Annotated in this window: 12 protein-coding genes; 7 read left to right on the forward strand and 5 right to left on the reverse strand. The window is 48.5% G+C overall.

From position 1 onward, the window contains the following. The 4 genes from GOU96_RS14820 to pabB all read right to left on the reverse strand — a co-directional run. A partial coding sequence (locus GOU96_RS14820; protein WP_324701993.1) for a serine dehydratase beta chain occupies window positions 1-682 on the reverse strand: 682 nt, incomplete at its 3' end. A 92-nt stretch (window positions 683-774) separates the two neighbouring features. Continuing rightward, window positions 775-2028, reverse strand: a complete 1254-nt coding sequence (locus GOU96_RS14825) for a septum formation initiator (protein ID WP_001098616.1) — start codon at window positions 2026-2028, stop codon at window positions 775-777. A gap of 298 nt (window positions 2029-2326) precedes the next feature. After that, window positions 2327-2941, reverse strand: coding sequence for a CoA pyrophosphatase (locus tag GOU96_RS14830; protein WP_001179678.1), 615 nt, complete (start codon window positions 2939-2941; stop codon window positions 2327-2329). A gap of 322 nt (window positions 2942-3263) precedes the next feature. Then, on the reverse strand, window positions 3264-4640 hold the full coding sequence (pabB, locus tag GOU96_RS14835) for an aminodeoxychorismate synthase component 1 (RefSeq protein WP_267781717.1): 1377 nt from the start codon (window positions 4638-4640) through the stop codon (window positions 3264-3266). A gap of 175 nt (window positions 4641-4815) precedes the next feature. Here pabB and GOU96_RS14840 point away from each other — a divergent pair, with 175 nt between their 5' ends. The 7 genes from GOU96_RS14840 to GOU96_RS14870 all read left to right on the forward strand — a co-directional run bounded on the left by GOU96_RS14840 (window position 4816) and on the right by GOU96_RS14870 (window position 12081). Continuing rightward, the gene (locus GOU96_RS14840) at window positions 4816-6333 is read left to right on the forward strand and encodes a fumarate hydratase (RefSeq protein ID WP_000216111.1); all 1518 of its coding nucleotides are present in this window, start codon (window positions 4816-4818) and stop codon (window positions 6331-6333) included. A 149-nt stretch (window positions 6334-6482) separates the two neighbouring features. After that, a complete protein-coding gene (locus GOU96_RS14845) occupies window positions 6483-6668 on the forward strand; it encodes a hypothetical protein (RefSeq protein ID WP_001137099.1) in 186 nt (61 codons plus the stop codon). Between the two features lie 225 nt (window positions 6669-6893). Continuing rightward, window positions 6894-8267, forward strand: a complete 1374-nt coding sequence (locus GOU96_RS14850; RefSeq protein ID WP_258503625.1) for a YcjX family protein — start codon at window positions 6894-6896, stop codon at window positions 8265-8267. Further along, entirely contained in the window at window positions 8264-9283 is a 1020-nt protein-coding gene (locus GOU96_RS14855) for a YcjF family protein (RefSeq protein WP_001281593.1), read from the forward strand. Before GOU96_RS14850 ends, GOU96_RS14855 begins: the two co-directional genes overlap by 4 nt. A gap of 113 nt (window positions 9284-9396) precedes the next feature. Continuing rightward, on the forward strand, window positions 9397-10938 hold the full coding sequence (gene tyrR / locus GOU96_RS14860; protein ID WP_001888682.1) for a transcriptional regulator TyrR: 1542 nt from the start codon (window positions 9397-9399) through the stop codon (window positions 10936-10938). Then, entirely contained in the window at window positions 10938-11513 is a 576-nt protein-coding gene (rimJ, locus tag GOU96_RS14865; protein WP_001013817.1) for a ribosomal protein S5-alanine N-acetyltransferase, read from the forward strand. The genes tyrR and rimJ overlap by 1 nt, the downstream gene beginning before the upstream one ends. 94 nt (window positions 11514-11607) lie before the next feature. Next, complete coding sequence (locus GOU96_RS14870; protein WP_267781714.1) at window positions 11608-12081, forward strand: DUF2947 domain-containing protein; 474 nt, start codon at window positions 11608-11610, stop codon at window positions 12079-12081. A 67-nt stretch (window positions 12082-12148) separates the two neighbouring features. Here the strand turns inward: GOU96_RS14870 and GOU96_RS14875 are convergent, their stop codons facing one another. Then, the gene (locus GOU96_RS14875) at window positions 12149-13027 is read right to left on the reverse strand and encodes an EamA family transporter (protein WP_001142129.1); all 879 of its coding nucleotides are present in this window, start codon (window positions 13025-13027) and stop codon (window positions 12149-12151) included. Between the last annotated feature and the right edge of the window lie 146 nt (window positions 13028-13173).

Raw genomic sequence — 13173 nt, forward strand, 5'->3', positions numbered from 1 at the left:
CTTCGGTGTTCATCCCGCGTTCCATACACTCACGCATGGTACGCCAAATGTTCGCGAAATAGGTGCGCACTTCTTCGTCAGAATGCATGGCTTTTTCGTTCGCCATAACGAGCGTGCTGATCGAGAGGCCACTCTCTTTACATTGGTTCAGCAGCTCTTCCGCTGAACGGAAAGCGTAAGGCACTTGAATAAGAGATTCGTTCTCTTTACCAAAGTGCTCTTCATCAACAATAAAACCACCACCGATAGAGTAGTAAGTTTTGCTGAAGATTTTCTCGTCGTTGATCCATGCGTGAATCTGCATGCCGTTTTCGTGCAAAGGCAGATTAGTGCGGTGGAAATTCATCCCACCTTCACGAGGGAAAGAGACGGTATGACAGTGCATACCAACAGGAAGACGTTCTGTTTCTTCTACACGAGCGATAAAGCTCGGAATCGAGTCGATATCCACTTTCTCTGGCGTATTGCCTGCCAGACCCATGATGATAGCGATATCCGTGTGGTGACCTTTCCCTGTCAGTGATAGCGATCCATAAACGTCCACGGTGATTTTAGTGACGTCGCGCAATTTTCCCATTGAGCGTAGTTCGTCAATAAACTCTTTACCCGCTTTCATCGGTCCAACCGTGTGTGAACTTGAAGGACCAACACCGATTTTATAGATATCAAATACACTAATCATTTTGAATGCCTCAAAACTAAGCCCCCCTAAGGGTAGGGAGGCTTTTGGTATAGTTATGTTTTGTGTTTTAAGCTCATACGCAGAGGTAGAGATTAAAGAGCGCCGTAGATTACAGAACTAATCGCAGCCAAGCCACAAATAACTGTAAAAATCTGTACAGGTGCTGAAGTCTTGAACTTAGCCATTGCAGGCACTTTGTGCATTGCAAATACAGGCAGCAGGAACAAGATAGCAGCAATCATTGGTGCGCCCATGGTTTCAATCATACCTAGGATGCTTGGGTTCACAATTGCAACAATCCAAGTGGTGATGACGATGAAGCCGAGAGAGATTTTCTCAATCTTGCTGACTTGCATGTTGCTGCGTGATTTCACCAGACCGACTAGACCTTCATGAGCACCTAAGAAGTGACCGAAGTAGCTTGAGGTGATCGCTGCAAATGCCACGATTGGACCTAAGTAAGAGATGATCGGTGAAGCGTGTTCATTAGCTAGGTAAGACAGAACAGAGATGTTTTGCTCTTTTGCCATCGCCAGCTCTGCAGGAGACAGTGATAGAACTACCGAGAATACGAAGAACATCACGAAGCCCATCAGCATCATCGCTGCACCGCCAGTGATCATGTCCGTTTTTTGTACGGCTTTATCACCAAACTGTTGGCGTTGCTCTTTAGAGAACTGAGAAATGATTGGGCTGTGGTTGAAAGAGAACACGATGATTGGGATCGCAAGCCATACGATAGCAGGCATTGCTGACCAGTCAGGTGCGACTTCGATCATTGATGTGTTCCAATCAGGGATCAGGTAGAAAGAGAGTGCCAGTAGGATAAATACCAGAGGGTAAACCATGGCAGAAGTGGCTTTCAGCATCAGCTCCTTACCAAATACCACACCAGCAGTCATCGCCGTGATCAGTGCACCAGATAGCAACCAGCGAGGAATCGATTCCATGCCGATTTGGTTAACGAGGAAAGAATCCACCGTGTTAGTGATGCCCACACCGTAGATCAGAACGATAGGATAGATGGCGAAAAAGTAAGCAAAAGTAATGAGGTTAGCGCCAGCTTTACCAAAATGTTCTTCAACCGTGTCAGTGATGTCTGCATCAGGATTTTTTGCAGATAATACGAAACGAGCGAGAGACTTGTGTGCAAACCAAGTCATTGGGGCGGCAATCAGTGCGAGAAGAACTAATGGCCAGAAGCCACCCGCACCCGCTTTGATAGGTAGGAACAGGACACCTGCACCAACCGCTGTACCGAAAAGGGACAGAGCCCAGGTGAAATCTTTGTAGGTCCACTTGCTAGCAGAACGTGCTGTAGAAGTAGCCGCTGTTGTAGTATTCATATGTTTTTACTCATTTTGGGAACAGGAAATAAGTCGGAGCGCATTTTTGCACATTTTTCACATAAGAAAACTAGATCTAAATCATGATTGGTTGTACTTATTGAAACTTCTATCAAAAACCTATTTTTGATCACGAAATTGGCGTGCCACATGTGAGAATTGTTAATGGGTTGGATTAGATTTAGTTATGTTTGCGTGAAAAATTCTCAGTGAATGGTCAGGAAAACGTTTGCTTGTTTTTTTGATTAGATTTTCTAATGATTTGTATTGCCTTGCCCAAAGTGAGAAAAATAGGTCTTCAAACTAACTCATTGTAATTAATAAATTGTTTTTGAAGGGATTGGATGATTTGTGCGGTCATACCCCATATAAAATGTTGTTTATAGGAGAGCGCGAACAGTTTATGACGGTGGTTTTTTAACTGAAAAGTCCCGCTGTAGAGCTTTTTTCGATCAAGCAAAAAACTGATCGGCACTTCAAACACTTCATCGACTTCGTTGTGATCGAGCTGAATCGGGTAGTCGGATTCGACAAAAGCTAAAAAAGGCGTCACGGCAAATTGGCTTACGGTCACTAACTCAGGCAACTGACCAACAATACGAATTTTTTCTTCTGGGATGCCAATCTCTTCTCGTGCTTCTCGCTTTGCCGTCTGCTGTAACGAGTGGTCGCTCTCTTCGTACTTTCCGCCGGGAAAACTGATTTGCCCGGGGTGATGCCTCAAATGCGCTGCGCGCTTGGTCATGATCACTTGTAGGCCTTGCGGGCGTTCTACTACGCCAATCAATACCGACGCTTTACGTAGCTTCTCTGGCGCTAAATGTGCGACGCGCCGCAAGCTTTCCTGAGGATAGGCGGCGGGTAAATGGAGCTGAAACTGCTGGATAAACTCGTGACGGCTAATGTTTTGCAAAGCAGACCTCTATACTGTGATTAACGTACAACACCTGTTATATACCCTTCCTACTTGAAGTTGCAGCGGTGTTGGCTACGTTCGTTCACCCCAATCACATAGTGTATCTATGCTCATGGGGATTCACTCACTTGCCGCCTACCTGCAACTCCAAGTTATTTGGGTATAGCGTGTTTCAAAAGGATGCGCTGTCGGTTACTGCACATTTGCCGGATATGATATCCCCTTTCTACCGACTTGACGCTGTACGTAGGAAGGGGATGGCTTGAGAAGAAAACCGCCAGCGAGCATAGGCGGTGCTGACGGTGGTTCAAACTGAGAGTTAGGATTCTAGGGTTGGAAGAATTCGGCTTAACTTATCTAGCGTTTCTTGATACTCCGCAGCGCCTTCGCTGTCAGCCACCAATCCGCCACCCGCCCAAGCGTAAAGCTGCTGCTGATAGGCCACTAAAGTGCGGATCGTGATGCTGGTATCCATTTTTCCATGACGGCTGAGATAGCCAATTGAGCCACAATAAGCGCTACGGCGATGCGGCTCGAGCTCCTCAATGATTTCCATTGCCCGCACTTTGGGCGCTCCCGTAATCGAACCGCCGGGAAAACAGGCGCGTAACAGATCGGCGGCTTGGTATTGCTCATCCAGTGTTGCGCGAATCGTGCTCACCAGATGGTGCACGGCGGGAAAGCTTTCGACATCAAACAACTTAGGTACATGCACGCTACCCGGCTTTGCCACACGACCAATATCATTACGCAGCAGATCGACAATCATTAAATTCTCGGCCTGATCTTTTTCTGCGCTGACTAAATCTTGCTTGAGTAGGGCATCTTGTTGCTTGTCGGCATGGCGTGGACGTGTGCCTTTGATCGGTTTGGTTTCAATCACTCGATCGCAAACTTGCAGAAAACGTTCTGGAGAAACACTCAAAATTGCGCCTTGTGGCAAACGCAAAAAGGCGGAGAAGGGCGCTTGGTTACCTTTTTCCAGCTTCAAATACGCTTGCCATTCACTACCAGTGTAGTGAGCCTGAAAACGCTGCGCGAGGTTGATCTGGTAACAGTCTCCCGAGCGTAAATAGTCCTGTACACGAGCAAATTTATCTTGATAGGCGGTATAGCTCATATTGGATCGCCAAGGCGATGTGAGAGCAAAGTCAGTTACTTCGCTTGGCTTTATCGCCTCTTGTTGGTTTAACCAACCCCAAGCGTCTTCAACATTTTGTCCGACCAATTGCGCGGTGTGCTGTTGGTGATCGACCACGAGCGCCCAAGAATAGATGCCCACGGCCATATCGGGCATAGCAATATCTTGTTCTGCTAAGCTAGGGAGGACTTCGACTCGGCGCCCTAAATCATAGGCAAAATACCCCAGAGCACCGCCAACAAAAGGTAATTCCGACGCATCAGTCACTTGAGGAAGATACAGCTCTTGGATGTCAGCAAGAAGCGCAAAAGGATCTTCTCGTGACAATGTCACGCCGTTCTGAGCGTGAATTTCAGTTTCATCACCAAAAGTCACTAAAGTGGCGAAAGGATTGGCGACCAGAATATCAAAGCGGCTATCCATATGGGTGCTAGACGCAGAGCTCAGCAGCATTGCCCAAGGTTGCTGCTCAATGGATGTGAAAAATTGTTTAGCAATATCAGGGTGATAAGTTAATTTTTTGTGTTCAATTGACAAAATTTGGTTGTTATTCATTTGTGTAATTTGTGACAGAGAAACCGTTCATTGCGTAGCATCGCAGGGAAAGCAAGAGTATCATAAAAATCTCATACAAAGCTGCTACTTAAAGAGTGAGCGTCTCCTTCGGTTTTGGAAGCAGTAATTCACCCAAGTCGCAGTACACGGAAGCATAACAATAACGAGGCGAGCAATGACGGTAATACGCAAGCAAGATGTGATCAGCAGTGTCGCTGATGCGCTGCAGTACATCTCCTACTACCACCCATTAGACTTTGTAAAAGCCCTAGAAAAAGCCTACCAACGTGAAGAAAGCCAAGCGGCGAAAGATTCGATAGCGCAGATTTTGATTAACTCGCGCATGTCTGCAGAAGGCCACCGCCCCATTTGTCAGGATACGGGTATTGTCACTTGTTTCGTCAATATTGGTATGGGCGTGCAATGGGATTCGACCGACATGACGGTGCAGCAGATGGTGGATGAGGGCGTGCGCCAAGCGTACACCAACCCAGATAACCCACTGCGTGCTTCAGTATTGATGGATCCTGCGGGCAAGCGCATCAATACCAAAGACAATACCCCTGCTGTGGTGCACATCAACATGGTGCCTGGCGATAAAGTGGATATTCAAATTGCGGCCAAAGGTGGCGGCAGTGAAAACAAAACCAAGATGGTGATGCTCAACCCGTCCGATGATATTGCGGAATGGGTAGAAAAAACCGTACCCTTGATGGGCGCGGGCTGGTGTCCACCGGGCATGCTCGGCATTGGTATTGGTGGTACGGCGGAAAAAGCGGCCGTCCTCGCCAAAGAAGCCTTGATGGAACACATTGATATTCATGAGCTTATCGAGCGTGGTCCGCAAAATGCGGAAGAAGAGCTGCGTTTAGACATTTTCAACCGTGTGAATAAGCTCGGTATTGGCGCGCAAGGCCTTGGTGGTTTGACCACAGTGGTTGATGTGAAAATCAAATCGGCACCGACACATGCCGCTTCCAAGCCTGTCTGCATGATCCCCAACTGTGCGGCGACACGCCACGTGCATTTCACACTCGATGGCAGCGGCCCTGCGCAGTTAACACCGCCTAAGTTAGAAGATTGGCCACAAATCACTTGGGAAGCGGGCGCGAATACGCGTCGTGTCAATCTTGATAACATCACCCGTGAAGAGATCCAAACGTGGAAAACCGGTGAAACGGTTCTGCTGTCTGGCAAGATCCTCACTGGTCGTGACGCCGCCCATAAACGCATTCAAACCATGCTGCAAAAAGGCGAAAAATTGCCTGACGGTGTCGATTTGAAAGACAAGTTCATTTACTACGTAGGTCCTGTGGACGCAGTAGGCGATGAAGTGGTTGGCCCTGCAGGCCCTACAACTTCAACTCGTATGGATAAGTTTACCGACATGATGCTGGAAGAGGTCGGCGTCATGGGCATGATTGGTAAAGCTGAGCGCGGCCCAGCTACCGTTGAATCGATCAAAAAACACAAAGCCGTTTATTTGATGGCAGTCGGTGGTGCGGCTTACTTAGTGGCGAAAGCGATCAAGAAAGCTCGCGTAGTCGCGTTTGAAGACTTAGGCATGGAGGCAATCTACGAATTTGAAGTCGAAGATATGCCAGTCACTGTTGCTGTGGATTCAACGGGCGCGAATGCGCACCAAATCGGCCCAGATACTTGGCGGGTCAAAATTGCTGAAGCGGCCAAGTAAAGGCTTGCCTCTTCTCAGCGAGGAACTTGGCAAAAAAATGACAAAGGTGCACGTGAGTTGCACCTTTTTAATAGGATACCTTTCCTACTCGAAGCTGTAGTTTTGGTATACAATTCATTTCGTTATCGATAGGTCAGGAGTTAGTAGGCATGCCTCGTTTTATTCAGATTCTACAAATCATTATTGCTGTGGTGATCGGTGCTGTGGTCGGTTACGACCTTATTTTGAACGGTATCAGCATTTTTAATGATAAATACGTCACCATCACCTGCGGTTTATTTGTACTGCTTGAGATCGCACTGTTTGTTATCTACAAACTGATCGAAGAAGATTAATCCCTCTTATCGCTCCTGTGACTTGAATGGCTTATAGGCAGGAGCGAGCCATTACCCATTGTGATTTTGCTCTGTGCCTAGTACTTACCTGAGCAAAAGCGATACCCGAACGACTTGGCGTTTCAGGTAGTCAGCACTGCTGCCACTTTAAGTAGGAAGGGTATATTCATCTCACATTAAGCTTGAGCTTATTAAGCTGTGCGAAATCCTGATTTGGAGTGAACAATGCAGCGTATTCGTCAAGAAATGAGCGATTTTATCCATCGTGGCCTCGATTCCCATGTTCGTCTTGCGGTGACGGGACTTTCGCGCGCAGGTAAAACGGCGTTTATTACCTCTCTCGTCAATCAACTGCTGCATACGTCCAGCCATCATAATCTCCCTCTGTTAGCGGCGGATCGTGAGCAGCGCTTGATTGGCGCAAAGCGTGTGCCGCAAAGCAACATGATGGTGCCACGCTTTGCCTATGATGAAGCGTTAACCGAGTTGCAAAGCAGCCCTGCAAACTGGCCAGTGCCAACCCGAGATGTAAGCGAAATTCGTTTGGCGATCAAATACAAGCCGAAAAAACGCAGCAAAAAGCTACTCACCAGTAGTGCAACTCTCTATCTCGACATTATCGACTATCCCGGAGAGTGGTTGCTCGATTTACCGCTATTAGAGATGGATTACGCCACTTGGTCAGCACAGCAATTTCATGCTCTGCATGGGTTACGCAAAGAGCTCGCTAAGTCTTGGTGTGACGCTGTGGAGCAGCTTGATCTTCACCAAGAAGCCAATGAGCAAACCTTGGCGTCGATTGCCGCGAGTTACACCGACTATCTGCATCAATGTAAAGCCAGTGGGCTGCATTGGGTTCAGCCGGGACGATTTGTGTTGCCTGGGGAGCTGGAAGGTGCGCCTGTGCTGCAATTTTTCCCATGTCATCCGCCGCAGAGCTCAGTGAGCAAGCAGAGCTATTACGCTTTGCTGCAAGCGCGCTATCAGGAGTACCAAAACAAGGTGGTAAAAGCCTTTTATAGGGACTATTTCGCGACGTTTGATCGCCAGATTGTGTTGGTGGATTGCCTATCGCCGCTCAATGTTGGGCACGAATCGTTTTTGGATATGCGCAGCGCGCTGGAGCAAATCATGCACAGTTTCCGCTATGGGCGCAGTGGTTTGCTCAGCCGTTTATTTGCACCCAAAATCGATAAAGTCGTCTTTGCGGCCACTAAGGCTGACCATGTGACACCGGAGCAACATGTCAATATGGTTTCTCTATTGCAGCAGATGATCCATCCCGCCTGGCAGCATGCAGCCTATGAAAATATTGAAATGAACTGCATCAGCATGGCTTCGGTGCGCGCTACGCAATCGGGTTACATCATGCAGGGAGAGCAGAAGGTGGCGGCGATTCAAGGTGTCACACTGGAAGGTGAATCCATCACGCTCTTTCCCGGTGAGGTGCCGCGCAAACTGCCAGATCCCGATTATTGGCAGCGTCAGGCGTTTGATTTTACGGCGTTTCGCCCACTGCCCACGGCGATGGATGAGCCATGCCAGCACATTCGAGTCGATAAAGCCCTCGACATTCTGATTGGAGATAAACTGCGATGAGCGATCTTAAAACCAAACAGATTTTTAGCGAGCCACTGCAAGGTAGTTTAGAAACGCCGAGCTTGACGGCTCAGCAGCAGTTCAGCGCACAAGAAAAGTTTGTGCCCATGAACATGGAAGAGCCAGCAGAAGAGGCATTGGAAGTAGAGCTCGACACCATCATTCGACCCAGCAAAGGGCGCAAATGGTTTGCCGGGGGCTTGTTTGCGGCTTTCAGTGGTTTGGTCGCATGGCAGGCTATCGATAGCGTGGTACAAGCCATTCAAGATTCGGACTGGCTCAGCCTAGGATGGGTGGGGTTTATCAGTGCTTTGGCGACGTTAGGGTTGGGCGCTATCGCGAAAGAGTTGTGGAAACTGCGTCGTCTACGTCAGCATTTTAGTGTTCAAGAACAAGCGCAAATCTTAATGGAGAATGATGCAGTTGGCCAAGGTCAAGCGTTCTGTGAGCAGATAGCCAAACAAGGCAAAGTGGATAAGCAGGGCTACCAACGTTGGCTATCGGCACTCAATAGTAGCCACAGTGATGCAGAAATCCTCGATTTGTATGATGCGTTGGTGGTGGCCGAACAAGACAAACAAGCCAGCCAAATTGTCACTCGTTATGCGACTGAAGCGGCCGCGTTAGTGGCGATTAGCCCACTCGCGATTGCTGATATGTTGCTGGTGGCTTGGCGTAACTTTTCCATGGTGGATCAACTGGCAAAAGTGTATGGCGTTGAACTCGGTTACTGGTCACGCATAAAACTGTTTAAAGCCGTATTGCTCAACATGGCGTTAGCGGGGGCGAGTGAATTGGCTGTCGATGCCAGTGTGGATCTGTTTTCCATGGACTTGGCCGGACGCCTTTCTGCTCGTGCAGGGCAGGGGGTAGGCGTGGGTATTCTGACGGCGCGTTTGGGCATTAAAGCGGTAGGGTTGCTGCGTCCACTACCATGGCACCCCGATCGTCAACTCAAACTGAGTGCGGTTCGTAAGCAAGTCGTGAGTAAAGTTGCTGCTTTGCTCGCCAAATAACCTTTCATTCTCGGAAACTGCGATCCGTTATCACGGATCGCTTGACGCCGATCTGGGCTTGGGCGAAACTACTGTCAACTTTTCGTGACACTTTCAAACAGGATCCTATTAAAGTGCGTCTTGAAGTCCTCTGTGAAGACCGATTAGGTCTGACTCGCGAGTTACTGGATATTCTCGCCTCCAAAAGCATCGATCTGCGAGGGATCGAAATCGATGTGATCGGTATTATTTACCTCAATTGTCCTGATATTGATTTTGAAACCTTCAGTGAACTGATGGCGGAAATTCGCCGCATTCCCGGGGTGAAAGATGTCCGTAAAATCCAGTTCATGCCGATTGAACGGCACAACACAGAATTGATTTCTCTGCTCAATAACTTGCCTGATGCGGTATTGGCGATCAACCTCAAAGGCGCGGTGGATATGGCTAACCACGCTGCGGCTGCATTGTTCAATCGTGAAGAATCCAGCATGATCGGCCAGCAAATTTCAGCCTTGATGCCCGTCTTCAACTTCACACGTTGGCTGGAAGGCAGTAAGTCTCGTCTGCGTGAAGATGTGGTCTTGGATGGACTGGATTATGTGATGGAAATCATGCCCGTCTACATTTCGAGCGATGCCAAACAATCCACCTTAGCCAGCGCGATGATGATGTTACGTGCTGCGAATGCGGGATTGACTAGCACAACTCAAATCCCACTACAGAGCAACTTAGGCTTTGAACATTTTGTGGGTGTTTCGAATCGACACAAAAGCCTGATGAGCCAAGCGAAAAAATTGGCCATGCTTGATCAACCTCTGCTGATTGAAGGGGAAACCGGCACAGGTAAAGAGATGCTCGCTAAGGCGTGCCATAACCGTTCGGATCGTTCTTCTGCACCATTTCTGGTTCTGAGTTGTGCTTCGATGCCGGATGATGTGGCCGAAACCGAATTGTTTGGTCATGCGCCGGGCTCTTTTAATCATCAACAAGGTCATAAAGGCATCTTTGAGCAAGCCAATGGTGGCACTGTATTTCTGGATGAAATTGGTGAAATGAGTCCACATTTGCAAATTAAGCTGCTGCGCTTTTTGCAAGATGGCACTTTCCGCCGTGTCGGGGAGGAGCATGAAATCCACGTGGATGTGCGTGTGATTGCCTCCACACGTCATAATTTAGCGGATTTGGCCGAGTCGCGCCGTTTTCGGGAGGACCTGTTCTACCGCCTCAATGTCTTGACGCTGCGTATTCCACCTCTGCGTGAACGCCCAAGTGATGTACAGCCGCTGCTTGAACTCTTCATCACCAAACACTGTAACAAGTTGGGCATGCTCAAACCTAAGTTGACCGACGATCTGCTGGATAAACTCAGTCAGTATCAGTGGCCGGGCAATATGCGCCAACTGGACAATATGGTGCTGCGTGCCTTAACTGAAATTGAAGGGGATGTGCTGGGTATTGAACCGTTCCACTTACCGCAAGTTGACAGCGTAAGTTCTGCGCCTAGTATCAACCTCGATGGTTCGCTCGACGACATCATGAAGGAGTACGAATCGCAAGTGTTGGATCGTCTGTTCCAATCTTTTCCTTCCAGTCGTAAGTTGGCGAAAAGACTCAATGTTTCTCACACGTCGATCGCGAATAAGCTGAGGGATTATGGAATAAGGAAGCGCTGATGAATGGATTAAACAGCGAATGCCATTTCTATCAAACCGATGGTGACATTGTTGTACGCTGCGCGCAAATCAACGACGCCGAGCGTTTAAGCCAGTATTTTGTGGATAACCGAAGCCACTTGATTGAGTGGGAGCCAAGGCGTGAAGCTGAGTTTTTTACTGAGTCCGGCTGGCTGCAAAGGCTGATTAAGCTCAATGAATTGCACAAAATGAAGCTCGGTTACTATCTACTGATTTTGGATGCGCAAAATGATGCCATGTTAGGCACCATCTCATTTAGCAATATTATCCGCTTCCCATTCCATGCGTGTAATGTCGGTTACTCGCTGGCCTATGAGGCGCAAGGCAAAGGGGTCATGACGCGTGCTTTGACGATGGCTTGTCAGTACATGTTTAGCGAGCACAACATGCATCGCATAATGGCTTCTTACATTCCGCACAATAAACGCAGTGAAAATGTGCTCAAACGCGTGGGTTTCGTGCTTGAGGGCCATGCTAAAGATTACTTACTGATCAACGGTAAATGGGAAGACCATAACCTGACTTCGCTGATCAATCCCAATTGGAAAGAATAACCCGTTCGGCGAACCCCAAACCCTTTGGGAGCACGCAAAACACATTATTGAACAAGCGAGCCCAAACGGCTGGCTGAAAGTTTAAGGAAACTCAATGTCTTATTTGCCTTTGGATCAATACCAAAGAAAATGGATTTTTACCCATGCGTCGATGCCAGTGCCTGAAACCGATCTCGCTCAGATCAAACCCATGGAGCCACTGCGCGCAGCACAATTTTGGAAAGAGAACATCAGTGACATGAGCCCTGATGCTGAGCGTTTGAGTTCTCACGACTGGCCACGCAAAGCCAATAGCTGGTCTGGTGAGACAGGCTGGATGGCGGAGTGGGAGAGCGATGAACCAGAATTGCCGGAAGCATTGGCAGCCCATCTGCCATGGCAAGATGATGTCACCGTGTATTTCTGCTACGAGAAATACAACGTACTGGAGACCAAATGGTCAGTCTTTAAGCGCCATTGGAAGAACTTTCTGTTCTACGATGATGGCCCATTTTTGCTCGGCCGTCGGCGCAAAGAAGCGCTCTGGTTCAGTAGCGAAGGCAAAGTAAAATTCGGGCAGCGCCCATAAAAAATCCGGCTTCGGCCGGATTTTTCTCTTCTTATCTCTTTCTTTCCTATGATTGACCGCGGTGCTTTTACTCTTGAGTCACTTTAGTCGGTGATTTCGCCGCGGACAGGGTAGAGCCCATGGACGCAGTAATGATCATAAAAATCGCCAGCCACTGGCTCCATTGTAGAGTTTCACCCAAAATGGCTAACCCCGCCATCGCGGCAATCGCAGGCTCTAAGCTCATTAATACACTGAAATGCTGTGTAGAGAGTCGGCTGAGTGCCACCATCTCAAGGCTATAAGGTAGGGCACTCGACATTACGGCGACCAGCAGTGCCATCGGCAGAATCGACCAGCTAAAAATCGAGGCTTCGGCCAATTGAGTGGCGATTGGGAAATAGATGACTGCGGCAACCAGCATCCCAATCGAAACCGTCATACCGCCTGAGCCTACGCTGCCAGCACGTTGTCCGAACCAGATGTAGCCAGCCCAAAAACCGCCAGCAATTAATGCGAGCGCAACGCCAATTGGATCTAACGCATCAACGCCGTTCATATCCGGTAATAAGAACACAATACCGAGAATAGCCAACGCAACCCATATCAGATCTTTCTTGCGCTTAGAGGAGAGTAAGGCGAGCAGCAGTGGGCCTGAAAATTCTAACGCTACCCCAATACCCAGTGGAATACGTTCGATAGCGAAGTAAAAACTCAGCTGCATCCCACCCAAACTTGCACCATAAATGCACATAGAGCGCCATTGTGGCCAGCTGAGGCGTGCACGCCAAGGGCGGAAAATCAGCATTAAAATCAGCGCAGAGAGGCTGATGCGTAGCGCTACGGTACCGCCCGGGCCGACCAGTGGAAACAACTGTTTCGCAATCGATGCTCCGGATTGGATGGTGATCATAGCGGCGAGCAAGCTAAGAATAGCAATGAGTAAAGGAGATTTTATTGTTGGCATAAATAATGAAAAACTCAGCAGAAAGTGCGAAGAGATTATGCCGTAAAAAGGCCTGTGGAGATAGGTGGGCGTATGCGCCCACCTCGATTGGGTGGTTTCATTGCAGAAGCCACACCGAGTCGCATTATCCCCTTCCTACTTGAAGT

It is taken from the genome of Vibrio sp. R-1 (assembly GCF_035615595.1).
GTDB classification, from domain to species: Bacteria; Pseudomonadota; Gammaproteobacteria; order Enterobacterales; family Vibrionaceae; genus Vibrio; species Vibrio cholerae.